This is a genomic window from Nocardia sp. NBC_00511 (genome assembly GCF_045161165.1).
GTDB lineage: Bacteria > Actinomycetota > Actinomycetes > Mycobacteriales > Mycobacteriaceae > Nocardia.
Genome location: NZ_CP107849.1, coordinates 93,843 through 118,299 on the forward strand (window position 1 = coordinate 93,843; position 24,457 = coordinate 118,299).

Consider the following 24,457-nt stretch of genomic DNA (forward strand, 5'->3'; position numbering starts at 1 on the left):
ATGACTGTGCCCCCTGCCTGGAAGGCAAGGGGCACAGTTGTTTCCGGGATCACCAGTACTGGAGTACGGCAAGCCCTTCCGAATCGATCACGACGTCCACCGAGCCGCCCGGGCGGGACGCGGCCTCGCCGACGATCGAATTCACATCCGCGTACACGTATTTGTCGTCCTGCGGCAGCCTGGAGTCGGGCATGACACCCACGGTGACCGACGACGACGGCACGAAACGGTCCACCAGTGCCGGAAGCGGACCGCTGGCCAGCGACTGGGTCTCGCCCGGCGTCAGTTCCACGCCCACCGCGGCGGCATCAGGAATCACGAACGGGGTTGCGGCGGAAGCGGTTCCGAGGGATGTCAGTCCGGCGAAGGCGGAACCGGCGAGGGCGGCGAAGGCGAAGGTTCGAACACGCATGATGACTCGCTTTCCAGCGTGGGACGAAGGATCCCTGGGGAGCTGTGTCGGTGTGTTGTGGAACTGGAGACGACTGGCGCCAGCCGGATAGCCAGAACACATCACCGCAGGTAGCGAAGGCAAGGGGTATGAGACCCGGCTCACGACACGGGCTACGAGTGCTCTTCGACACGGCCCTCGAGCGGGGCGAATCGGACATTGTGACGGCGGTCCCGCCTCCGCTTTTCGGGGCGAGACCGACCCGCCGCTACTCCGGGCGGCCGATCAGCAGATGGCCCGGAATCGGCTTCATGGGCAGCTCCCGCTGCTCCACAGACAGGCCCGCGACCTCCATCGCCGCCACCACCTCGGCGACCGGGCGCAGCCGGAAACCGTGCTTGGTGAACGGCATTCTCGCCATCGCGTCCGGATCGCCGATCCCCACCACCAGGCGTCCCTTCGACCGCAGCACCCGTGCCAGCTCCACACACGCCTCCTCCAGTGCGGGCTCGAAATACACGGTGTTGCAAGTGATCACGGCATCGACCGACCCGATATCCAACGGCAGCACGGTAAGTGAGCCCTCGGCCACCCGCAGCTTTCCCGTCGACACCTGGTCGAAGAACTGGGATCGCGCCCGCACCAGCATGTCTCGCGACAATTCGACACCGGTCACCTTGCCCGTCGTGCCCACCCGATCCAGCAGCAGCGTCAAACCGATGCCGCCGCCGAACCCGATATCGGCCACGGATTCCCCGGCCGCGACCTCGGCCGCCGCGACGGCCGCCTCGATCATGGCCCGGTTCCCCCGGTTGAGGAAGGTCGCGACACCCTTGCCCAGCAGGCCGTGCGGATTGCCCAGCTGCCCGGCAACGGTGGACATCACCCGGTCGACGATGGGATTCATGAACATCAGGCTACCGTCGGAGCCGCCGCCTGACCGGGTATCCGGCGGTCTCGCAGCCCCGGTGTCCATGGTCTCGCAGCCCCCGTGTCACAGCGTGGAAACAATGCGCGCAACGCAACGCGGATGCAACGAATTGTGGTCTACCCTGGCCGATTTGGGTCAGAACCTGAGAATTGCCTTTGGAAACCCGAGACCCGGCGAAAACGGCGGTAGGCTGAGTCACGAGGGCGAGGCATCCGGTGTCCCTCATCCGCCGGATGCCTCGCCCTTCGGCTTGTCCGCTCCCGGTTCGTCCGCCGTCCTCGGTGACCTCGGCAAAAACCCGGTCGAGGGGCGATAATCCCAGCCCTTAGAATCACACGGTGACCAGCGCAGCCTCTGAGAACCCACGTAATCGTGCCGATGCCCTCCCCAAGAGCTGGAACCCCAGCGACGTCGAGGCCGACCTGTACGAGCGCTGGGTAGCCGCCGGTTACTTCGCCGCCGACGCGACCAGTACGAAGCCCGCCTACTCGATCGTGCTGCCCCCGCCCAACGTCACCGGCACCCTGCACATGGGCCACGCCCTCGACCACACGCTGATGGACCTGCTCACCCGCCGCAAGCGCATGCAGGGCTTCGAGGTGCTGTGGCTGCCCGGCATGGACCACGCGGGCATCGCCACCCAGACCGTGGTGGAGAAGCAGCTCGCCGTCGACGGCAAGACCAAAGAGGACTTCGGCCGCGAACTGTTCGTCGACAAGGTCTGGGACTGGAAGCGCGAGAGCGGCGGCCAGATCCAGGGTCAGATGCGTCGCCTCGGCGACGGCGTCGACTGGAACCGCGATCGCTTCACCATGGACGAGGGCCTCTCCCGCGCCGTGCAGACCATCTTCAAGCGCCTCTACGAAGCGGGCCTCATCTACCGCGCCGAGCGCCTGGTCAACTGGTCGCCGGTGCTCGAGACCGGCATCTCCGACCTCGAGGTCGACCACAAGGAAGTGGAAGGCGAACTGGTCTCCCTGCGCTACGGCTCGCTCAACGATGATGAGCCGCACGTGATCGTGGCCACCACGCGAGTCGAGACCATGCTCGGCGACACCGCGGTCGCGGTGCATCCCGAGGACGAGCGCTACAAGCACCTCGTCGGCACCACCCTCTACCACCCGATCACCGGACGGCAGATCCCGATCGTCGCCGACGACTACGTGGACCCCGAATTCGGTTCCGGCGCGGTCAAGATCACCCCGGCGCACGACCCCAACGACTTCGAGCTCGGCCTGCGCCACAACCTGCCCATGCCGACCATCATGGACAAGACCGGCAAGATCGCCGACAGCGGAACCGAATTCGACGGCATGGACCGCTTCGAAGCGCGTCTGAAGATCCGCGAACGCCTCGAGTCCGAGGGCCGCGTGGTCGGGCGCAAGTTCCCGTATCTGCATCAGGTCGGCCACTCGGAGCGCTCCGGCGAACCCATCGAACCGCGCCTGTCCATGCAGTGGTGGGTGAAGGTCGAGGGCATCGCCAAGGCCGCCGGGGACGCGGTCCGCAACGGCGACGTCAAGATCCACCCCGCCAGCCAGGAACCGCGCTGGTTCGAGTGGGTCGACAACATGCACGACTGGAACATCTCGCGCCAGCTGTGGTGGGGTCATCGCATCCCGATCTGGTACGGCCCCGAAGGCGAAATCGTCTGCGTCGGACCCGACGAGCAGGCGCCCGAGGGCTACGTGCAGGACCCCGACGTGCTCGACACCTGGTTCTCCTCGGGCCTGTGGCCGTTCTCCACCATGGGCTGGCCCGACGCCACCACGGAACTGACCAAGTTCTATCCCACCAGCGTGCTGGTCACCGGCTACGACATCCTGTTCTTCTGGGTCGCCCGGATGATGATGTTCGGCATGTTCGTCGCCGACGACCCGGTGCTCACCGCGGGCAAGGACGCCCGGCAGGTGCCGTTCCGGGATGTGTTCCTGCACGGCCTGATCCGCGACGAACACGGCAAGAAGATGTCCAAGTCCAAGGGCAACGGCATCGACCCGCTGGACTGGATCGAGGAATACGGCGCCGACGCCACCCGATTCACCCTCGCCCGCGGCGCGCAGCCCGGCGGCGACCTCTCGGTCGGCACCCCGCACGTGACCGCGTCGCGCAGCTTCATCACCAAGCTGTTCAACGCCACCAAGTTCGCGCTCATGAACGGTGCGCAGCCGGGCCGACTGCCCGCCCGCGACACCCTCACTGACTCCGACCTGTGGATCCTCGACCGCCTCGACGAGGTTGTCGCCGAAGTCGATTCGGCCCTGGACCGTTACGAGTTCAGCAAGGCCCTCGAGGGCCTCTACCACTTCGCGTGGGACGAATTCTGCAGCTGGTACCTGGAATTGGCGAAGGTGCAGTTCTCCGACACCGAGGAGCGGGCGGCGAGCACCCGGATCGTGCTCGGCAACGTCCTCGACGCCGTGCTGCGACTGCTGCACCCGGCCGTCCCGTTCGTCACCGAATCCCTGTGGCAGGCACTCACCGAGGGTGCGGAGGGCGAATCCATCGTGGTCGCGTCCTGGCCGACCGTCTCCGGCGCGAGCACCGATACCGGCGCGGCACAGCGCATCTCCGACACCCAGAAGCTGATCACCGAGATCCGCCGCTTCCGCGCCGACCAGGGTCTGGCCGACAGTCAGAAGGTCGCGGCCAAGCTCATCGGCATCGACACCGCCGACCTGCTCGCGCAGGAAGCCGGAATCGCCAACCTGGCCAAGCTGACCGCCGCCGGCGACGAGTTCGCCGCCACCGCGTCGCTCGAGGTCCGGTTGAGCACCGCCACCGTCACCGTCGAGATCGACACCTCCGGCACCGTCGACCTCGACGCCGAACGCCGCCGCCTCGAAAAGGACCTGGCCGCAGCGCAGAAGGAACTCGCGGGCACCGACGCCAAGCTCGGCAACGAGGCCTTCCTGGCCAAGGCGCCCGACGCCGTGGTCGAGAAGATCAAGGCGCGCAAGGAGATCGCCGAGGGCGACGTCACCCGCATCACCGCGCGCCTGGCCGAGATCGCGAAGACGGTGGCGGCCAAGTGAACGACGAACCCGAACGCCGGTACGCCGAAGGACCCCTGACCCCCATCGGCACCTCGCCGGTCGACCTCGCCGAAATGGCGTTGGTCGAGGCCGAACTCGACAAGCGCTGGCCGGAAACCAAGATCGAACCGTCGCTCTCGCGGATCAGCACCCTGATGGACCTGCTGGGCTCACCGCAGCAGAGCTATCCGGCCATCCACATCGCGGGCACCAACGGCAAGACCTCCGTCACCCGCATGATCGACTCGCTGCTCACCGCGCTGCACCGGCGTACCGGCCGCATCACCAGCCCGCATCTGCAGCTGGCCACCGAACGCATCGCCATCGACAACGCGCCCATCACGCCGGGCCGCTACGTCGAGGTGTACAAGGAACTGCTGCCGTTCATCGAGATGATCGACAAGCAGTCCGAAGCCGCGGGCGGACCGGCAATGTCGAAGTTCGAGGTGCTGACCGCGATGGCGTACGCGGCCTTCGCCGAAGCGCCCGTCGACGTCGCCGTCGTCGAAACCGGCATGGGCGGACGCTGGGACGCCACCAACGTCATCGACGGCCAGGTCGCGGTCATCACGCCGATCGGGTTGGACCACACCGACTATCTGGGACCCGACCTCACCTCCATCGCGGGGGAGAAGGCCGGAATCATCAAGAAGGCCCCCGAGGACGAACTGGTCCCGCGCGACACCGTCACCGTCATCGCCCAGCAGGAACCCGAAGTCATGGACGTCCTGCTGCGCCGCGCGGTCGAGGTGGATGCCGCTGTCGCACGCGAAGGTTCGGAGTTCCGGGTGCTCTCGCGCCGCGTCGCCGTCGGCGGCCAGGTGCTGGAACTGCAGGGGCTCGGCGGCGTCTACGACGACATCTTCCTGCCCATGCACGGTGAACATCAGGCCCGCAACGCGGTGCTGGCACTGGCCGCGGTCGAGGCGTTCTTCGGCGCGGGCGCCGACCGGCAGCTCGATATCGACGCTGTCCGTGCGGCTTTCGCCACCGCCATCAGTCCCGGCCGGATGGAGCGCATGCGCAGCGCGCCCACCATCTTCCTCGACGCCGCCCACAATCCGCACGGCGCAGCGGCTTTGGCCGCCACCCTGACCAGCGAATTCGACTTCCGCAAACTGGTCGGCGTGATCGCGGTGCTGGGTGACAAGGACGCGGGCGGCATCCTCGACGCGCTGGAACCGATCTTCGACGAGATCGTCGTCACCGAGAACGGCTCCCCGCGCGCCTTGCCCGTCGACGACCTGGCCAACCTCGCGGTGCAGCGCTTCGGCGACGAACGCGTCGCGGTGGCCAACGACCTCGCCGACGCCATCGAAACCGCCATCGCCCTCGCCGAAGAGGGTGAGGACGGCGAATTGGTCTCCGGCGCGGGCGTTGTCATCACCGGATCGGTCGTCACCGCCGGTGCGGCCCGCAGCCTGTTCGGAAAGGACCCCGCGTGAGCGAGCGCAGCGAGCGAACCGATGGCACAGCGCGCACCGCGCACGCCGAAGCCGAGCGCCAGCGAGGCGCAGGCGTGAGCGGCGAGAACGAAGCGACAACCGAAGTGCCGCCGCCCGCGACCGATCCTTGGAAGGGCCTACGCGGGGTCATGGCCGGAACTCTTGTCCTGGAAGCCATTACCGTGCTGCTCGCCCTGCCGGTGCTCAGCGCGGTCGGCGGCGGCCTGCACTGGTGGTCGACCCTCTACTGCGTCGGCCTGGCCCTGATCATGTTCCTGGGCGCGGGCATGCAGCGCCGCCCCTGGGCCATCCCCTTCAACCTGCTCCTCCAGGTGGCGCTGCTGCTCGGCGGTTTCATCCACCTCTCGATCCTGGTGATCGGCGTGGTCTTCGCGGCCGTCTGGCTGTTCGTCCTGTTCCTGCGCGCGGATGTGAAGAAACGCATGGAAGCGGGCACGCTGCCCAGCCAGCGGGTATCGGACGTCTGAAAGACGTTGCCCGAGGCGACAACTGATTTCGTTGCGACTGGGGTAACTTGTCGGGTACGTCCGAAATTGTTTCGGGTCCTGACCGCCGGCACGCGAATGGGAGTGCCGACGGCTCCCGGCCGTGCGCTGAAGGTCCGGGGAGGCGGTACTGTGGCGCTGTGACTGAGCAGACGTTGGTACTCATCAAGCCCGACGGCGTGGCCCGTGGCCTCGTCGGAGAGATCATCACCCGCATCGAGCGCAAGGGTCTGAAGATCGCGGCGCTGAAGCTCGTGAACGTCTCGCCCGAACTCGCCGCCGAACACTACGCCGAGCACGCCGAGCGTCCGTTCTTCGGATCGCTGATCGAATTCATCACCTCCGGACCGGTCGTCGCGGCCGTCCTCGAGGGTGAGCGCGCCATCCCCGCCTTCCGCCAGATCGCCGGCGGCACCGACCCGGTCGAGAAGGCCGTCCCGGGCAGCATCCGCGGCGACTACGCCCTCGAGACCCAGTACAACCTCGTGCACGGCTCCGACTCGCCCGAGTCCGCCAAGCGTGAGATTTCGCTCTGGTTCCCCGAATTCACCCTCTGACCGAGGGTCTTACCGCTAGTCTTCCGTGCCCCGCCGCCCCGGCAGCGGGGTGCGAGGCTACCGGCGTTCCTACGCCGAGCACCGAAAACCCGCCGAGTCGCCACAGCTCGCGGGATCCCGCTCCACCCGGTGCGGGAGGGGGTGTGACCGCGCCCGGTACACGACTCGCGAAAGCCAGTCGCGACCGCGCGGGCACGGGGCCCCGACGTGGTGTGGGATACTGGCTCTGGAAGTGATCGACGCCCGCCATTAGCGGCGGGTGATGTTCTCTTTCGAAATTGACACCGCGGAGCGACGGACGATCATCGCTGCCGCCGACGGCTACCGAGACTCGGCCGTCGGGCGGGCACGCTGGATGAACGCTCGTGACACGGAGTTGAGCCAACCAACCAGGCGCCACGTGACCTTTTAGCCCGAACGACGAGAATACGGCGATAACGGGCCACGCGGCGCGAAGACTTACGATCTCGCGCCCCGAGGGGTGCGAGGCCAACTGACAGCCCCCGCGTCGGCCGCGATTCTCTTCGGAGGGACGCGCCCGGGGGCCCCGAGGAGAATTCGTGGCCGATCAAGAGCCGCTGGAAGCATCGCAGAGCACCGGTGAAGGGGAGGGCGCTCAGAACACCCCGGGTGCCGGACAATTGCCGGAACGGATCCGAGTGCACGCACTGGCGAAGCTGCTGGGCACAACCAGCAAACGTATCCTGGCCCACCTCACCGAGATGGGCGCCCAAGCGAGAAGTCCGCAATCGAGTCTGGATCGGACGGTCGCCGAGACTGTCCGGGATGCGTTCGGGCCGCGCGACGTGGTCGAGACCGCCGAACCGGTGGCCGGGCCCGCCCCGATCGCCGAGACCACGGTCGACGCCGCCATCGCGGCCGGTGACGACCGCGCGGCCGACGAATTGGCCGCCCAGGAAGTCGAAGCGGCCGAGGCCGCCGCTGCCGCTGAGTCCACGGCACCGCAGACCAGCCTGTTCGCCAGCCCCTTCCAGTTCCAGGCGCCTCCGGTCGTCGAGGATTCGGTGCAGTACCAGCCCACCGCGGTCGTCGCCGCGCCGCTGTTCCTGCCGCCGGACGCCGTCGCCGCCGAGGAGACCCGCCGCAAGCGCCGCGTCGAGCGCAAGCCGCGCGTCGAGGCCGAGCCGGTCGTCGTCGAGGCGACCCCCGAGCCGAAGGCCGTCGTCGAGGCGCCCGCACCCGAGGACACCGTGGAAGACGGTGACTGGGACGGCGATCAGGACGGCGAGCAGCGCGGCAACGACGATTCGGACCGCGAGGGCACCTCGCGTCGTCGTCGTCGTGGCCGTCGCGGCCGTGGCCGTGGTCGTGGCGAACAGCCCGAGAACGAGGGCGACGACACCGACGACGAGTCGGATACCGCCGACGACGAGTCGGCCGACTCCGCCGACACCGACGACGAGGACGACAACGACGCCGTGCCCGAGGGCTCGAGCAGCCGTCGCCGTCGCCGCCGTCGTCGCCGCAAGGGCGGCGAGGACAACGAGCCCGAAGCCAACTCCGAGGACGATCCGCCGAACACCGTGGTGCACGAGCGGGAGCCGCGCAGCAAGCGCCGCGCCGCCGCCGCGGCCAAGGATGTCGACGAGGTGCAGGGCATCAGCGGTTCGACGCGGCTGGAAGCCAAGCGTCAGCGTCGCCGTGACGGCCGTGAGGCCGGTCGTCGTCGCCCGCCGATCCTGACCGAGTCGGAGTTCCTGGCCCGCCGCGAAGCGGTGGACCGGGTGATGGTGGTGCGCGACAAGCACTTCGCCGAACACCCGACCTCCACCACCCAGGTCGCGGTGCTCGAGGACAACATCCTGGTCGAGCACTTCGTGACCAGCACCGGTTCGGCCTCGATGGTCGGCAATGTGTACCTGGGCAAGGTGCAGAACGTGCTGCCCTCGATGGAGGCGGCGTTCGTCGACATCGGCCGGGGTCGCAACGGCGTGCTGTACGCGGGCGAGGTGAACTGGGAGGCCGCCGGTCTGGGCGGCAAGGAGCGCAAGATCGAGCAGGCGCTGCGTCCCGGTGACACCGTGCTGGTGCAGGTCTCCAAGGATCCGGTGGGCCACAAGGGTGCCCGCCTGACCACGCAGATCAGCCTGGCCGGTCGCTTCCTGGTGTACGTGCCGGGTGGCACCTCCACCGGTATCTCGCGCAAGCTGCCCGATACCGAACGCAAGCGGCTCAAGGAGATTCTGCGCGACATCGTGCCGCAGGACGCCGGGGTCATCATCCGGACCGCGTCGGAGGGTGTCTCCGAGCCGGAGCTGGCCCGCGATGTCGAACGGTTGCAAGCCACCTGGCGCACCATCGAGGAGCAGGCCAAGCACGGCGGCAATGCCCCCAAGACCCTGTACGAAGAGCCCGACCTGCTGGTCAAGGTGGTTCGCGACCTCTTCAACGAGGACTTCTCGAAGCTGATCATCGAGGGCGAGCGGGCCTGGACGACCGTCGAGAACTATGTGCGCACGGTCGCTCCCGACATGCTGGCCCGGGTGGAGCGCTACGAGGGCACCGGCGTCGACGTGTTCGGCAGCCTGCGCATCGACGAGCAGTTGGCCAAGGCGCTCGATCGCAAGGTGTGGCTGCCCTCGGGCGGCACCCTGGTGATCGACCGCACCGAGGCCATGACGGTCATCGACGTCAACACCGGCAAGTTCACCGGGTCGGGCGGGTCCAACCTCGAGGAGACGGTGACCCGCAACAACCTGGAGGCGGCCGAGGAGATCGTCCGTCAGATGCGCCTGCGGGACATCGGCGGCATGATCGTCGTCGACTTCATCGACATGGTGCTGGAGTCCAACCGGGATCTGGTGCTGCGGCGTCTGACCGAGGCGCTGGGGCGCGACCGGACCCGCCATCAGGTCTCCGAGGTCACCTCGCTGGGCCTGGTCCAGATGACGCGAAAGAAGCTGGGCACCGGCCTGGTCGAGGCGTTCTCCACCACGTGTGAGCACTGCCACGGTCGCGGCATCCTGGTGCACAACTACCCGGTCGAGGCGTCGGCTCCGGCCGAGAGCGGTGACGGTGTCGGTCGTCGCGAGGGTTCGCGTCGCCGCCGCAAGGACCGCAACGCGCCCGCCGAGACCCCGGCCGCGGTCGAGGTCGTCGCCGAGGAGCCGGACGAGCACGAGTTCGAGGAGAAGTCGGAGCGGGCCGCCATCAAGCGGGCTCATCCGGTGGCGATGGCCATGGCCGCGCATGCGGCCGAGGATTCCACGCACGTGGCGGGTGACGACGCGGAAGCGGCCGCCGATGTCGCGAACGAGCTGCTGGCCGAGGGTGATTCGGCGACGGAGGCCGATGTCGCCGCCGCCGCTGCCTCGGTCGAGACGCTGACGGAGAACGCCGCCGCCGAATCCGCCCTGGCCGCCGCCGCGGTCGAGAAGGTGGAGTCCGGCACCGAGGCTCGGGCCGAGAACGGCCGGACCCGGCACCGTGGCCGGAGCAACGGCACCGCTCGGTCGGCCGCGGCCGACGTGGTGGTCGCGGGCGAGGCGACTGCCGCCGCCGCGCAGGCCACCGTGCTGGTGGAGGAGTCGCAGGCCGCCGAGCCGGTCGCGGAGGGTCGTCGTCCGGCCCGTCGCCGGGTGGCGCGGACCGCGTCCGCTCCGGCCGCCGACAGTGCGGGCGCGGTGTTCGTGCTCTCCAGTTCGGATCAGCCGAAGGCTCCGGTTCTCGATCTCGAGGATCTGGCTCCGGCCGTCGTGCCGCCGCGGGCTCGCCCGCGCCGGCGTGCGGCGGGCCGGGCCGCGGGTGCCCCCGAGGCCGACGCGAACTAGCCGTCGCGGACAGCAACGACCGTGGCCCCACCGGATTCCGGTGGGGCCACGGCCTTTTCGTGAAGCAGGACAGCGTGAAGTGATCAGGACAGTTCGTATTCGAACCACATGTGGTGGGTGCCGTCCGCGTCGATGGACAGGTCGCCGGTGCCGGTGATCCCGGCCAGTCCGCCGGTGCCGCTGGACGGGACGATGAGGAAGTACAGGTTGCCGCGATCCTCGCCGGTGGTGGTGGCCGAGTGCACGAAGTTGAAGCTGCCCGCGACCCCGTTGAGCGTCCCCTCGAACGACTCCATCGCCAGGTAGGTGCCGACCCCGCTGGCCGGGTCGTAGGCGGAGGTGAACAGGGTCGCGGACCGTCCGGTGACCTCGCCCTCGAACTGCTTCTCCAGCTTGGCCAGCCCGACCGGCAGCGCGGTGGCGATGGCCGGTTCGGGTGTCACGTCGGTGGGGACGAAGGATTTGACGCTGAAGGTTCCGGTTGCACGCATGGGACAATCTTCTCCCGAACCGGCCGCGCGATCTTGTAAGAATGCGACAGCCTGGTCCGATGCTCCGGGCGGCACTTCGCGGTGACGCCGATAACCCCGGTTTGGATGGGGTCGCGCATGTCCTGTAGTCTTGGCCAGTCGCTGCCCCCTGCGACGGCACTCTTTTGTGATTAGTGCTGTGAGAGCGCGGGTCCCGGTTCGGATCTCGAACGGGTGGCCCGAGGCGGCGGAGAATACCACCAGACCAGTCTGCGGCGGTTTCCGATGTGAAGTCGGATAGCCAGCCGTGTGAGACGAGTGCTCTTCCCAGCACTTGTAAAGAGAGAAGGGCAGCCGACCGATGGCAACGTACGCGATCGTCAAGACCGGCGGAAAGCAGTACAAGGTCGCGGTCGGTGACCTGGTGAAGGTCGAGAAGATCGAGGGTGAGCCGGGCACTTCGGTGTCGCTGTCGCCGGTGCTGGTAGTTGATGGCGCCGAGCTGACCACCGATGCTGACAAGCTGGCGAAGGTTTCCGTGTCCGCCGAGGTCGTCGAACAGACCAAGGGCCCGAAGATCCGGATCCACAAGTTCAAGAACAAGACCGGCTACCACAAGCGTCAGGGCCACCGTCAGAAGCTGACGGTCCTGAAGGTCACCGGCATCAAGTAATCCGACTTGGGGTTCGTCACCCCGGCACGAGGAGTTTGAGAAATGGCACATAAGAAGGGTGCATCCAGCTCGCGCAATGGTCGCGATTCGAATGCCCAGCGGCTCGGTGTGAAGCGCTTCGGCGGTCAGGTCGTCAAGGCCGGCGAGATCCTGGTTCGCCAGCGTGGCACGCACTTCCACCCCGGCGTCAACGTCGGCCGTGGCGGCGACGACACGCTGTTCGCCCTCGAGGCGGGTGCGGTCAAGTTCGGCACCAAGCGTGGCCGCAAGACCATCAACATCGTGGTTCCGGAGCCGGTGAACGCCTGACCGGCACACCGGAGTTCTCTCCACACACTTCCGAAGCGGGTCAGGGTTGTCGTAACCCTGGCCCGTTTCTGTGTTTTCAGCCAGTTCTGTTTTCAACACGGTTGCTTGTCCGAGCACCGATCACAGTCGACAAGTCCTGAAGGAGGATGATCACTGATATGTCCAAATTCGTCGACCGGGTCGAGTTGCATGTTCGTGCGGGCCGGGGAGGGCACGGGTGCGCTTCGGTGCGCCGCGAGAAGTTCATGCCGTTGGGTGGACCCGATGGCGGTAACGGCGGCAACGGCGGGGATGTGATCCTCGAGGTCGACCCGAATGTGCACACGCTGCTCGACTTCCACTTCCACCCGCATGCCAAGGGCGGTAACGGCAAGCCCGGTGAGGGCAGCAACCGCAATGGCAAGCAGGGCGAGGGTCTGCTGCTGAAGGTTCCGGACGGCACCGTCGTGATGAGTACCGACGGTGAGGTGATCGTCGACCTGATGGGTGCGGGCACCCAGTTCGTGGCCGCTCAGGGCGGTCGCGGCGGGCTGGGCAATGCCGCGCTGGTGTCGAAGGCGCGCAAGGCTCCCGGTTTCGCGCTGCTCGGTGAGGACGGCCAGGAGCGCGATCTGGTGCTCGAGCTGAAGTCGGTGGCGGATGTGGGCCTGGTGGGCTTCCCGTCGGCCGGTAAATCGTCGCTGGTGTCGGTGCTGTCGGCGGCCAAGCCGAAGATCGCGGACTACCCGTTCACCACGCTGGTGCCGAATCTCGGTGTGGTGCTTTCCGGTGATACGACCTTCACCATCGCCGATGTGCCCGGTCTGATTCCGGGTGCCAGCGAGGGTCGTGGTCTGGGTCTGGATTTCCTGCGGCATCTGGAGCGCTGCGCGGTGCTCGCCCATGTGGTGGACTGCGCGACGCTGGAGCCGGGTCGCGATCCGATCTCCGATGTGGATGCGCTGGAGGCCGAGTTGGCCGCGTATCAGCCTGCGCTGCAGGGTGATGCGGGTCTGGGTGATCTGGCTGATCGCCCGCGCGTGGTCATTCTCAACAAGGCCGATATCCCCGACGCCGACGAGCTGGCGGAGTTCGTGCTGCCGGAGTTCGAGAAGCGCGGCTGGCCGGTGTACAAGATCTCGGCGGTGAGCCGGGAGGGCCTGCGCCCGTTGACTTTCGGTCTGGCCGAGATGGTGCTGGCCTACCGTGCCGCGAATCCGAAGGCGGAGCCGAAGCGGCAGATCATCCGCCCGGTCGCCAAGGGCGACAGTGGTTTCCGTGTCATCGCGGATCCGGAGGTCGAGGGCGGGTTCATCGTCATCGGCGAGCGGCCGGAGCGCTGGGTGCATCAGACCCAGTTCGAGAACGACGAGGCCGTGGGCTACCTGGCCGACCGGCTGGCGCGCCTCGGTGTCGAGGACGAGCTGGTCAAGCTGGGTGCGCAGCCGGGCGCGTCGGTCACCATCGCCGACTACTGCTTCGATTGGGAGCCGTCGATCTCGGCCGGTGTCGAGACGTTGCTCACCCGTCGTGGCGTGGACCCGCGACTGGAGCAGACCGAGCGGATCGGCGCGGCCGAGCGCAAGCACGCCTCGCGCGCGCGTCGTGGCCTGATCGACGGAGACGACGAATAGTCATGTGCCGCAACGCGGTCGGCTCCCGTGCGAACGATCGTTCGCGGGGGAGCGGCCGTGGCGCCGGTAGGATCGGATTCGAGTGCGGCGATGCGGCGGTATCGCGGGCGAATTGAGGTGTGGTGCAGGTGAATTCGGGAGCCGCCCAGCAGAGTGCGGCGCGTCACGCGATCGCCTCGGCGCGCAGTGTGGTCGTCAAGATCGGGTCCTCGGCGCTGACCAGCCTGGCCGGCGGCCTCGACACCGATCGGCTGGATCTACTGGCCGACGCGGTGGAGGCGCGCATGCGGGCGGGTTCGGATCTGGTGGTGGTGTCCTCGGGCGCCATCGGTGCGGGGATGGCGCCGCTCGGATTGTCCAAGCGCCCCAGGGATCTGGCCACCAAGCAGGCGGCGGCGAGCGTCGGTCAGCTGGCGCTCGCGCACGCGTGGGGGACCTCGTTCGGCCGCTACGACCGGGTGGTCGGCCAGGTGCTGTTGAGCGCCGGTGACTTCGGCCGTCGTGAGCATCACCGCAATGCCCAGCGCACGCTCGACCGGCTGCGTTCGCTGCACGCCATCGCGGTGGTGAACGAGAACGACACTGTCGCAACCGAAGAGATCCGTTTCGGCGACAACGATCGGCTGGCCGCGCTGGTGGCACACCTGGTCGGCGCGGACGCGCTGATCCTGCTGTCGGATGTGGACGGCCTCTACGACGGTGACCCGCGCAAGGGCGCCGCGAATTTCATTCCCGAGGTCCGCGGCAGCGCCGACCTCGACGGCGTGATCGCCGGTTCGGGTGGCGCGCTGGGCACCGGCGGCATGGCGTCGAAGCTCTCGGCCGCCCGCCTGGCCGCCGACGCGGGCGTTCCCGTCCTGCTGGCCGCCGCCTCCGATGCCGCCGCCGCCCTCTCCGGCGCGACGGTGGGTACCGCCTTCGCCGCGCGACCGGTTCGCCTGTCCGCCCGCAAGTTCTGGGTCCGGCACGCCGCCGACGCGCACGGTGAGGTGCATCTGGACGCGGGTGCGGTGCTGGCGGTCGCGGAACGCCGCCACTCGCTGCTGGCCGCGGGCATCACCGCGATCAAGGGGCATTTCTACGGCGGCGACGTCATCGACCTGATCGCCCCCGACGGTCATCTCGTCGCCCGTGGCGTGACCACCTATGACAGTGACGAACTCGAAACCATGCGCGGTCGCTCCAGCACGGACCTCCCCGACAGCATGCAGCGTCCCGTGGTTCACGCCGACGACCTAGTCAAACTCTGACCCGCAGCACCCCCGGACCTGCCTCGTGCGGTGAGTGATGTTGGCGCGGTGGGATTTTCTGTCGCCCGGGCTGGAAATGTCTGGATTCGGCGGCGAATTCGGTGGGTATTCAGGGATTCTGTTGATGGTGGGTGGTCACGGGTGAATTGCGTTGGGGCAGAGGGCGAGTAACAGGGGAGACTGGTCGGTTGGGGCTGGTGGGCGTGTCGGGGGACGCGGCGGGTGAGGGGCAGTCGGAGGGCGGGGGAAGGGCAGTGGGCGGGACCGGGATGCGGAGGATTCTAGGTAGTGCACCCGGTGCCGTATCGAGATGTGCCCTTCGCCGATAGCGGTTACCTGGATCCGGCGCGGTCCGCCCTTGCCGCGCCGGGCTCGCGGTCCAGGAACCGCCCGCGGCGCCGGGTGCGCCCGCACTGCCGTGGAGGAAGGTATGTACGTACCGCAACCTGATAACACACAGTTGTGGCGGGTCGGTGTGGGTCGTGACTTCGGTTTCGAGACCCGCCCGGTACTGCCCGACTGGCACGAACTGCTGGCCGCCTTCTGCGGCCACATCGGTGACCAGCCCGACGATCACCCGGTCACCCGCTGGGCCCGGGCCCTCGCCGAGCTGCATCTGCGCCGCCGCGAACGCCCCGGCGACGCCGGTGGGATCGACGAACTACGGGCGCGGCTGGTGGGCTTCATCGACGAGTGGGTGACCAACCGGGCGCTGCCGAGGGGTGCAGCGCGGGCGGAGTCGCTGGGTGCCGTGGTGGATGCGATGGCCGCGGCGCAGGTGCGCGCGGTGTATCTGCTGCGCACGGTGGAGAAGGTGTCCGACGAACAAGTGCATGCCGCCTGGTTCCTGCTCGCGCAGATGGCGGACGGCTGGACCGACCGGGCCGCAGGGGTTGTCGGCCAGGATATCCGGCGTTCCGCCTGAATCCGGTTGCGTGACAGCCGAATCCAGGTGGTCAATGGGCCCGTGTCGGGCGTGTGGGTTGCGCCGTACACACCGCACGGGTCGCGGCGTCCGGACGGGGATCGTGCAGGGTCCGACCCCCGTTCGGCCGCGGCGTTCGATCGCGGCGCGGCATCGGGAATCGCGGCCGTCACCAGGCGGGGTGCGCCTCGATGATGCTGTCGGGCGCGGCGGTCGGGATCACCCGGGTGAGCACGAATCCGCTGCGGGAGAGCAGGGTTCCCAGTTCGTCCTGGGTGCGTTCACGGCCGCCCTCGGTATTGACCAGCATCTCCAGGTCGATGAACTTGCCCGGATGCGGCCGCCGATGCGCGGGCATGACGATATCGATGATGAGCAGCCGGGTTTCGGCGTCCATGGCCGCGCGTACGCTGCGCAGGATGCGTCCGGCGGCCTCGTCGGACCAGTCGTGCAGGATGTGTTTGAGGATGTAGGCGTCGCCCCCGGCGGGCACGGCTTCGAAGAAGCTGCCGGTCTCGATGGTGAGGCGGCCGGTGAGCCCGGAGCTCGAGAGTTGTTGCGGCAGTTCCTTGACCACCTCGGGCAGGTCGAAAATGATGCCGCGGGTGGAGGGCTGGCGGTGCAGGATATCGATGAGCAGGCTGCCGTGCCCGCCGCCGATGTCGACGATCGTGCCGTAGCGGCCGAAATCGTAGGCGGCCAGCAGCGGAGCGGTGGCGAGGCTGCTGATGCTGGTCATGGCCCGATCGAAGACCTCGCCGATCTCACGGTGCTCGGCCGCGTAGGCGAAGAATTCCATGCCGTCCAGCGTGGGCCCGACGGATTTCCCGGTGCGCACGGCGTCGGCGAGGTGGGTCCAGTGCGAGCGGTGATACTCGGATCCGAAGAACAGGAACAGATTTCGCAGTGACACGTCGGTGTCGCTGCGCAGCGCCTGTGCGATGCCGTTGAGCTGATAGGACCCGTCGCGCCGCTGCTTGAAGATCTCGAAGCTGATCAGCAGCCGCATCAACCGCCGCAGTCCGTCCTCGTCCACGCCGATGGCCCGCGCGAGATCGCCCGGCTGCCTTGGTCCTTCGGCCAGGGCATCGGCGATGCCGAGTTCGGCGGCAGCGCCGATGGCCTGGCTCAGGAACCCGGTCATCTGCAATTCCAGCAGGGCGATGTGCCCGGGCGTGGTGCGCCGGTGCAGGGCGGCCAGGCCGTCCCGGAAGCGGCCGATCGCACGCAGCAGGGGCAGTGGAGGAATCTTCGGTGATGCGGACGCCATGATGAACTCCAGAGGATCGCTAGGCGGCTGCGGGATGGTTCGAGCGTACGCGGTGGGTGGCGCTGGGCAGCGGGTTTCGGTATTGCGACGAATGAACTGTTCGGTCGGATCAGTGGGGTGTGAAGGCGGCGATATTGTCGCGGGCCCACTGCGCGTAGGTCCGGGCCGGGACGCCCAGCAGCGTCGCCGTGGTGTCGTCGATGGTCTCCGGATGGTCGAGGGAGGCGGCCCAGTAGGTCAGCAGCGAATCGGCGATTTCGGGCGGCATGGTGCGGATCATCTGTGCGCGGGCCCGACCGGGATCGATGGTGACGAGCGGGATCTCCCGCCCGAGCGCAGCGCCCAGCTGTGTGACCTGCGCACGGAAGCTCACGGCCTCGGGGCCGCTGAGAGTGACTGTGCGCCCGCGTGGTTCGCCGCCGGTGAGCGCGGAGACGGCGAGGTCGGCGATGTCGAGCGGGTGGATCAGGGTCTGGCTCGCCTCCGGGTAGGGGTGTTCGATCGGCTGCCCGGAGGTGACGGCCGGGATCCACGAGAAGGAATTGCTGGCGAAGCCGCCGGGGCGCAGCGCGGTGACCTCGAGACCCGAAGCGGCGAGCGCGTTTTCGACGACCAGGTGCCGGCTGCCGATGAAGTTCTCCGCCGCGCCCGGATGCCCGGCCGCGCCGGATGACAGCAGCACCGCGTGTTCCACCCCGGCCCGGGTGGCTGCGGTGAGGATGGCGTCGATGGTGGCGGGGTTGGCGTAGAGGAACACCTCGCGCACGTCTTTCAGTGCGGCGGTGAGGGTTTCGGGATCGTCGCGCCATTCGGCACGGTCGACCCCGGCGGGCAGCTCGAGGGCCGAGGGATCGGCGGTCGCGGCGCGGACCGGCAGTCCGGCGGTGTGCAGCCGGTCGATGACGGCGCGGCCGACCTGACCGCGGGCGCCGGTGACGAGGATGGTCATGGGGGAACTCTCCGTTCGGGGTAATCCACGAGAACTGGATAAATGCATGTTGTCATGCACACATTTGACAGTCAACACATATATTCGTGTGTGCACACATATGCAGGCTCGCTACGATATGCCCATGACCGAGGACTCCCGTACCGACGAAGACCTGCTCAACCAGGTCGGCCCGGCCTTCGGCAAGCTGCGTCGCGGCGTCCTGCGCGAGGTCGAGAACCCGCTCTCGGCCAAGGACATGACCCGCACCATGGTGCTGCACGTGGTGCTGGAACGCAGTCAGGATCCCGACGCGGAGATCACCGTCGGTGGCGTGGCCGAGCATCTGTGCGTGGACCCGTCGGTCGCCAGCCGCATGGTCACCGACAACATCAAGGCCGGTTACCTGGTCCGCGTCCCCTCCCAGCAGGACGGTCGCCGCGCGGTCCTACGCCTGAGCGCCGAGGGTGAGGAACTGATGACCCGCTACCGGGCCCATCAGCGCCGCGCCTACGAACAGATCACCGCCGACTGGCCCGAGCGCGACCGCCTCGACTTCGCCCGCCTCATGCTCCGCTACGTCGACGCCTGCGAGCAGCTCCGCCGCTCCTCGACCCCGGATCACTGATCGGTCGAGGGGATTCGCTGGCGGCCGCTCCCGCCCTGAAGGTCACCGCGCAGGTTTCCATCCTCCCGGCGTGGCGTTGTCTCGTGCGGGTTCGCGACTTCGACTGTGCCCCAGCCTGGGCTGCCGGTTTTGTCGAGAGCTCGGGAGGCCCGAAAGCCGTTGAGCGCTTTATCGATTCAGCTCGGGGTGGCCAGGGCGAAGGGTAGGACGGCCGCCGCGCCCGCCGCGCGCAGGGTGCGGGCGGCCATGGTGAAGGTCCAGCCGGTGTCGGTGAGGGTGTCGACCAGTAGGATCGGGCCGGTGACTGAGCCGAGATCCGGTGTCTCCCAGGCATTGTCGAGTGCTGCCACCCGGTGGGCGGAGTTGGCGGCGGAGACGGGCGGCAGGTCGGGGCGCAGGTGCATGGTGCCGAGGTCCTGCAGGCGGCCGACTTCGGCGAGCCGGGCCGCCAGGGAGCGGGTGAGCAGCGGCCGATTGCCGGATTCCAGGGCCAGCACCGCGGTGGGCCGCTGGTCCCAATTCCATTCGCGCAGCACGATGGTGCAGGCGCGGAAGATCTCGTCGGGGACGGGTGCGTCGGGGCCGTCGAGCAGCGGGCGCAGCCGCTGACCCCAGCCCAGGTCGCTGAGGCGGCCCAGCACGCGGCCGGTCGACGCGCCGCCGGTGATCTTGCCGGACAACGAGATTCCGAGTTTGGCCAGGCCGGTCGGCCACTGCTTACGGGGTGCGAGATCGATGCCGGGGCGGTCGAGGCGGGCTCGGATGGCGGTGAGGTCGGCGTCGTCGACGGTGGTGTCCTGGCGGGTGCCGGTGCAGTTGTCGCAGCGTCCGCAGCGCGCCCCGGCGACCAGGCCGGGATCGTCGAGTTGGCTGCGCAGGAACGTCATTCGGCACTCGGTGGTGGACTCGTAGTCGATCATGGCCTGCTGTTCGGCGTCGCGGGCGGCGGCGAGCCGTTCGTAGCGTTCGGTGTCGTAGGCCCAGGGCTGTCCGGTGCCGATCCAGCCGCCGCGTACCCGGCGCACCGCGCCGTCCACGTCGAGCACCTTCAGCACCATTTCGAGCCGGGATCGGTTGAGCTCCACCAGCGGTTCGAGGGCCGCGGTGGACAGTGCGCGGTTCGGGTCGAGCGCGGCCAGCACCGAGCGCACGATGTGCTCGCGCGGGAAGGCCACCGACGCGAAGTAACTCCAGATGCGGCGGTCCTCCGGCCCGGGCAGCAGCACCACCTCGGCGCGTTCGGTACCGCGACCGGCACGACCGACCTGCTGGTAGTAGGAGATGGGTGAGGAGGGCGCGCCGAGGTGCACCACGAACCCGAGATCCGGCTTGTCGAAACCCATTCCGAGCGCGGAGGTGGCGATGAGCGCCTTCACCTCGTTGTTCAGCAGCGCCACCTCGAGCGCCTCGCGTTCGGTGGGGTCGGTCTGCCCGGTGTAGGCGGCGACGTGGTGACCGTGTGAGTTCAGCACGTCGGCGAGGTCGTGGGCGGCCGCGACGGTGAGCGCGTAGACGATGCCCGAGCCGGGCAGTTCGCCCAGCTTTTTGCTCAGCCACGCGGTGCGCGCGACCGCGTCGGGGATGCGCACCACCGACAGGTGCAGTGACTCCCGGTCCAGGCTGCCGCGCAAAACCAGTGTGTCGGTGCCGATCTGGGTGGCGACGTCGGTGACGACCCGGTCGTTGGCGGTGGCGGTGGTGGCCAGCACCGGCACCTCGGAGCCGAGATCGGCGATGAGCGTGCGGATGCGGCGATAGTCGGGCCGGAAGTCGTGTCCCCAGTCGGAGACGCAGTGTGCCTCGTCGATCACCACGAGTCCGGCGTCGGCCGCCAGCTTCGGCAGCACGGAATCCCGGAAGTCCGGGTTGTTCAACCGTTCCGGGCTCACCAGCAGGACGTCGACGTCCCCGCCCGCGACCTGTGCATGAATTTCGTCCCATTCGGTGACATTGCCCGAATTGATGGTCGCCGCAACGACTCCCGCGCGTTCGGCCGCGGCGACCTGGTTGCGCATCAGCGCCAGCAGCGGCGAGATGATGACCGTCGGCCCGCGCCCCTGTGCCCGCAGCAGCTTCGCGGAGATGAAGTACACCGCCGACTTGCCCCACCCGGTGCGCTGCACGACCAGCGCCCGCCGCCGCTGCACCACGAGAGCCTCGATGGCCACCCACTGATCCTCACGCAGCTTCGCCTGCGGCCCGGCCAGTTCGCGCAGCAGCCGTTCCGCGTCGTCCCGCAGCGTGCCGCCGGACGGTGGCAGCTCGGCGGGGCTACCGGAGTCGGGCTGGTTCGAGGAGTCGGTCGAGGTCACGCGCTCCATGGTGCCTCACCGGACCGACACCGCCGCCCCGCACCGCAGGTTCGCACCCCCTGATTCGCGGCGCGTGCCGCTGACCGGGCATGGGACCGGGCAGGCGAGTGCGATGGCGACCGCGCACCGCACTCGCCTGCCCGAAACACTCAGTACTGGCTGCAGGTGTCGACGACCTGGCTCAGCTTGGGCCCGAAGTCCGCGTTGGTCGCGGCGGCGACGCCCATCTGCTGCTGCTGGGAGATCAGCGTCTGGAACGCGGTGCGACGCTGGTCGCCCGGCTGCTCGTAGGCGGTCTGGATGGCGGTCTTCTGTGCCGGTGCGGCATCGAGCTGTGCGGCGGTCTCGGGGGAGACCGCGTGCAGAGCGGCATCGATCTGGGTGAACGAGCAGCTCGAGTTCAGCAGCGGCTCGAGATCGCTCATCGGGTCGGCCGTGGCCGCGCCCGTGCCGGAAAATGCCGCGGCGACGGCGAATCCGGCGATCGCGATGGCGGACCGCGTACTGATCAACCTCATAGGAAACCGGCCTTTCTAGTGACTGTGTCAGGTGTTGACGACCGGTCCCGGAACGGACCGGCTAGTAGTTATATCGAAGCTGCCGAGCGGTTGGCTTGGTCTTCGGCGAATTTTCCGCAACCAAACCGGAAGTGGCAGGGGTACGAACCTTCCGGTGGCAGCGCGATTGTCGTGCTGTGGAGAAGGGAGATCCGCCCGTGGTGCAGCGAATCATCGACGCGGCCCGGGTGCTCACGGGCACCGGCCGCGCGTGTTCACCCGGCAGCGTCGTCGTCGACGGTCCCTCGATCGCCTGGGTGGGGGATACCGGCGACCTACCGGCGAATTTTTCCGACCCCACCATCGAGCGACTGGTCCTGTCCGATGCGACGGTGCTGCCCGCGCTGATCGATGCGCATGTCCAACTGACCCCGCGCCGCGCTGTGCTCGCCGCGAACCCCACTGCATGTGACGCACTGGTGCGCGGCGGCGTGGCGACCGTGCGCGACTTCGGCGCGCCCGGCCCCGCCGCCTCCGGTCCCGGCCCGCGCGTGCTGAGCTCCGGCACCCTGCTCACCGGGGACCGCGGGCACGGCCGAACCCACGGCGAGATCGCCACTCTCGACGACGTCGAGTACCTGATCGACGAGAATCACCGTCGCGGTGCCACCTGGATCTCCGTGCAGGTCACCGGAAGTCTCACCGACGGCGGCGAATGTTCGCCCTACGAATTGCATTTCACCGACGACCGACTGACCGCCATCGTGCACGCCGCGCACGATCGCGAGCTGCCGGTGGCCGCGCACGCGCACGGCAGCGTGGGAATCCGGCAGGCGGTCGAAGCCGGGGTGGACAGCATCGAGCACTGCACCTGGCTGACCTCCGGCGGTTTCGAGCTCGATCCCGGCCTGGTGCGGGCGCTCGCCGCACGCGGTATTCCGGTGTGCCCCACCATCAGTCATCACTCGCGCCATACCGGCAACCGGCTGCCGTGGCGGCAGCGCCAGGCCCACCTGCGCCGAATGGCCGAGGCGGGGGTGCCGCTGCTGCCGGGTACGAATGCCGACGGTCACCGGATCGCCCACGGCCGTTTCGCGGACGCCCTGGCCGCGTGGACCGAGCTCGGCCTGACTCCGGCCCGCATTCTCGAATCCGCGACGCGGCAGGCCGCACAGGCGCTCGGTGTCGGGCATCTCACCGGCACGCTCGAGGTCGGCAAGCACGCCGACCTGATCGCGGTGCGCGGCAACCCGACTCAGTGCCTGGACGTACTGGCCGCGCCCGTGCTGGTGATGACGGACGGGCACCTGCACGATCTCGCCGCGCTCGCCGACCAGTCGGAGGATGCCCGGATCCCCGTGGCCGACGTTCGTCAGGTCTCCCTCCTCTAGCAGCGCGAATCCCACACGCGTGCACAATCTTTCACCCTCGCGACGGCCCCGAGGGGAGATGGGCGGCGACCAGCGCGCCGACCAGATCCTCGAGGGGCAGCCAGGGAAAACTCGGCCGATCCTGACGCAGCGTGATGAGTCCGTGCATTCCGGCCCACAGGGTTTGAGCGGCGAGGTCGGGCCGGGCATTGCCCGCATCGGCCAGTGCGTCGACCAGCAATTGCAGCGTGGGCAGGCCGGGCAGCTGACCTTCGGTCGGCTCCCAGCCGGGCGTTCCAGCGGTCCCGAACAGCACCCGGTAATAGCCGGGATGGTCGATCCCATAGTCGATGTAGGACCGGATGACGGCCGAGAGCCGCTGTGCCGCAGCATCTTCGGAAACCCCGTCGCGGGCGGCGATCAGTGCGTCGCGCAGTTCACCGAAGCGCACCTGGTACACGGCGGTGAGCAGTGCCCGGCGATCGGCGAAGTGCAGGTACACGCTCTGCGGTGCGATGCCTGCCGCTCGGGCGACGGCCCGCAGTGACAGCGCCTCCTGATTGTCGAGGTCCTCGAGCAGTGTGCTTGCGGCAGTGACGAGTTCGTCGCGGAGTTTCGCGCCCTCGCCGCGGCGGTTGCGGTTACGGGCGGTCGGCTGGTTCACCTTGACAGCATAACAAGACGGGCGTCTACTGACATTCGTAAGTAGACGGCTGTCTTGTTAAGGAATCGCCATGCTCACCGTGACCCGTGTCGTCCATGCCAGCGTCCTGCTCGATTTCGGCGGCGCCAAGATCCTCACCGACCCGTGGCTGTCGGAAACCCGCTTCTACCGCCAGGGCGAGCCGCGCGCCTTCGCGACCGCCGCCGAGCTGCCCGAGCTCGCCGGAATCGTCATCAGCCACGGTCATTACGACCACTGCGACCTCGACGCCCTGATCGCCTACCCCGACAAATCGGTGCCGTTCGCGGTGGTGCCGGGCCTGGCGAAACGGGTGCGCGCCGCCGGTTTCACCCAGGTCGTCGAACTCGCGCCGTGGCAGAGCACCCGCCTCGGGCCGGTCGAGGTCACCGCGACCCCCGCCAGCCACGGCATCCCGGAGGTGACCTTCGTGCTGCGTGCCGACGGCCACACGGTGTTCTTCGGCGCGGACACCCTGCGCATCGCCGAGCTCGACGAAATCGCCCGGCGCTACCCGGATTTGGACCTGGCGCTGCTGCCGGTCAACGGCCTGCGCATCCGCCCGGTGCTCAACAAGCAGGTGGTGATGGATGCCACCGAGGCCGCCGACCTCACCCGGGTGCTGCGGCCGCGGGTGGCGGTGCCCATCCACTACGCGTTCTCCAGTGGCCCGCTCGGCGACCGCGTCATCACCAAGGGGGATCGTGCGGGTGCGGAGCATTTCCGTGCTGCCGCAGCCGATCTCGCCCCGCAGTCAACGGTGCAAATCCTCCCAACAGGACAAACATTTGCGCTGTAGGGAGGCGGTAGGCGGCGACTGGATTGCGGTGGGGTCAAGATCGCGCGGAAACGGGTGCCCGGGCGGACAATGAGG

At 68.4% G+C, this 24,457-nt stretch carries 21 protein-coding genes; 13 read left to right on the forward strand and 8 right to left on the reverse strand.

From position 1 onward, the window contains the following. Positions 1–49: 49 nt before the first annotated feature. Positions 50–412, reverse strand: coding sequence for a hypothetical protein (locus tag OG300_RS00485; protein ID WP_405490949.1), 363 nt, complete (start codon positions 410–412; stop codon positions 50–52). 247 nt (positions 413–659) lie between these two features. After that, positions 660–1,298, reverse strand: a complete 639-nt coding sequence (locus OG300_RS00490) for a class I SAM-dependent methyltransferase (protein WP_405490951.1) — start codon at positions 1,296–1,298, stop codon at positions 660–662. Between the two features lie 362 nt (positions 1,299–1,660). Between OG300_RS00490 and OG300_RS00495 the strand changes: the two genes are divergently transcribed. The 5 genes from OG300_RS00495 to OG300_RS00515 all read left to right on the forward strand — a co-directional run bounded on the left by OG300_RS00495 (position 1,661) and on the right by OG300_RS00515 (position 10,656). Continuing rightward, positions 1,661–4,357, forward strand: coding sequence for a valine--tRNA ligase (locus OG300_RS00495; protein ID WP_405490952.1), 2,697 nt, complete (start codon positions 1,661–1,663; stop codon positions 4,355–4,357). A 74-nt stretch (positions 4,358–4,431) separates the two neighbouring features. After that, the gene (locus OG300_RS00500) at positions 4,432–5,802 is read left to right on the forward strand and encodes a bifunctional folylpolyglutamate synthase/dihydrofolate synthase (RefSeq protein ID WP_405498863.1); all 1,371 of its coding nucleotides are present in this window, start codon (positions 4,432–4,434) and stop codon (positions 5,800–5,802) included. Between the two features lie 149 nt (positions 5,803–5,951). Next, positions 5,952–6,290, forward strand: a complete 339-nt coding sequence (locus OG300_RS00505) for a DUF4233 domain-containing protein (RefSeq protein ID WP_405498864.1) — start codon at positions 5,952–5,954, stop codon at positions 6,288–6,290. A gap of 158 nt (positions 6,291–6,448) precedes the next feature. Continuing rightward, a complete protein-coding gene (gene ndk / locus OG300_RS00510) occupies positions 6,449–6,865 on the forward strand; it encodes a nucleoside-diphosphate kinase (protein ID WP_405490954.1) in 417 nt (138 codons plus the stop codon). Between the two features lie 560 nt (positions 6,866–7,425). Then, positions 7,426–10,656, forward strand: coding sequence for a translation initiation factor IF-2 N-terminal domain-containing protein (locus OG300_RS00515; protein ID WP_405490956.1), 3,231 nt, complete (start codon positions 7,426–7,428; stop codon positions 10,654–10,656). A gap of 83 nt (positions 10,657–10,739) precedes the next feature. Here OG300_RS00515 and OG300_RS00520 read toward each other — a convergent pair whose 3' ends face one another. Continuing rightward, a complete protein-coding gene (locus OG300_RS00520; RefSeq protein WP_405490958.1) occupies positions 10,740–11,147 on the reverse strand; it encodes a DUF3224 domain-containing protein in 408 nt (135 codons plus the stop codon). A 340-nt stretch (positions 11,148–11,487) separates the two neighbouring features. Between OG300_RS00520 and rplU the strand changes: the two genes are divergently transcribed. From rplU to OG300_RS00545, 5 genes are all read left to right on the forward strand, one after another. After that, complete coding sequence (gene rplU, locus OG300_RS00525) at positions 11,488–11,799, forward strand: 50S ribosomal protein L21 (protein ID WP_036547931.1); 312 nt, start codon at positions 11,488–11,490, stop codon at positions 11,797–11,799. A gap of 42 nt (positions 11,800–11,841) precedes the next feature. Further along, positions 11,842–12,108: a 50S ribosomal protein L27 gene (rpmA, locus tag OG300_RS00530; protein ID WP_400347954.1), complete on the forward strand. Its 267-nt coding sequence runs from the start codon at positions 11,842–11,844 to the stop codon at positions 12,106–12,108. 158 nt (positions 12,109–12,266) lie between these two features. Further along, entirely contained in the window at positions 12,267–13,721 is a 1,455-nt protein-coding gene (gene obgE, locus OG300_RS00535) for a GTPase ObgE (protein WP_405490961.1), read from the forward strand. Between the two features lie 128 nt (positions 13,722–13,849). Next, entirely contained in the window at positions 13,850–14,971 is a 1,122-nt protein-coding gene (gene proB / locus OG300_RS00540) for a glutamate 5-kinase (RefSeq protein WP_405490963.1), read from the forward strand. A gap of 475 nt (positions 14,972–15,446) precedes the next feature. Further along, entirely contained in the window at positions 15,447–15,896 is a 450-nt protein-coding gene (locus OG300_RS00545) for a DUF4254 domain-containing protein (RefSeq protein WP_405490965.1), read from the forward strand. 169 nt (positions 15,897–16,065) lie between these two features. Here the strand turns inward: OG300_RS00545 and OG300_RS00550 are convergent, their stop codons facing one another. Both OG300_RS00550 and OG300_RS00555 read right to left on the reverse strand, forming a co-directional pair. Further along, a complete protein-coding gene (locus OG300_RS00550; RefSeq protein ID WP_405490967.1) occupies positions 16,066–17,166 on the reverse strand; it encodes a methyltransferase in 1,101 nt (366 codons plus the stop codon). 109 nt (positions 17,167–17,275) lie between these two features. Next, positions 17,276–18,115: an NAD(P)H-binding protein gene (locus OG300_RS00555; RefSeq protein WP_405490969.1), complete on the reverse strand. Its 840-nt coding sequence runs from the start codon at positions 18,113–18,115 to the stop codon at positions 17,276–17,278. A 124-nt stretch (positions 18,116–18,239) separates the two neighbouring features. On the opposite strand from OG300_RS00555, the gene OG300_RS00560 reads away from it, so the two are divergent. Then, on the forward strand, positions 18,240–18,722 hold the full coding sequence (locus OG300_RS00560; protein WP_405490971.1) for a MarR family winged helix-turn-helix transcriptional regulator: 483 nt from the start codon (positions 18,240–18,242) through the stop codon (positions 18,720–18,722). Between the two features lie 176 nt (positions 18,723–18,898). Here OG300_RS00560 and OG300_RS00565 read toward each other — a convergent pair whose 3' ends face one another. Next, a complete protein-coding gene (locus tag OG300_RS00565) occupies positions 18,899–21,043 on the reverse strand; it encodes a RecQ family ATP-dependent DNA helicase (protein ID WP_405490973.1) in 2,145 nt (714 codons plus the stop codon). A 140-nt stretch (positions 21,044–21,183) separates the two neighbouring features. Then, positions 21,184–21,552 (reverse strand): hemophore-related protein, encoded by a 369-nt coding sequence (locus OG300_RS00570; protein ID WP_405490975.1) that lies wholly within the window; start codon positions 21,550–21,552, stop codon positions 21,184–21,186. A gap of 176 nt (positions 21,553–21,728) precedes the next feature. On the opposite strand from OG300_RS00570, the gene OG300_RS00575 reads away from it, so the two are divergent. Further along, the gene (locus OG300_RS00575; protein WP_405490977.1) at positions 21,729–22,922 is read left to right on the forward strand and encodes an amidohydrolase family protein; all 1,194 of its coding nucleotides are present in this window, start codon (positions 21,729–21,731) and stop codon (positions 22,920–22,922) included. A gap of 31 nt (positions 22,923–22,953) precedes the next feature. Here OG300_RS00575 and OG300_RS00580 read toward each other — a convergent pair whose 3' ends face one another. Beyond that, entirely contained in the window at positions 22,954–23,565 is a 612-nt protein-coding gene (locus OG300_RS00580) for a TetR/AcrR family transcriptional regulator (protein WP_405490979.1), read from the reverse strand. 70 nt (positions 23,566–23,635) lie between these two features. Here OG300_RS00580 and OG300_RS00585 point away from each other — a divergent pair, with 70 nt between their 5' ends. Continuing rightward, entirely contained in the window at positions 23,636–24,382 is a 747-nt protein-coding gene (locus tag OG300_RS00585; RefSeq protein WP_405490981.1) for an MBL fold metallo-hydrolase, read from the forward strand. Positions 24,383–24,457: the final 75 nt, after the last annotated feature.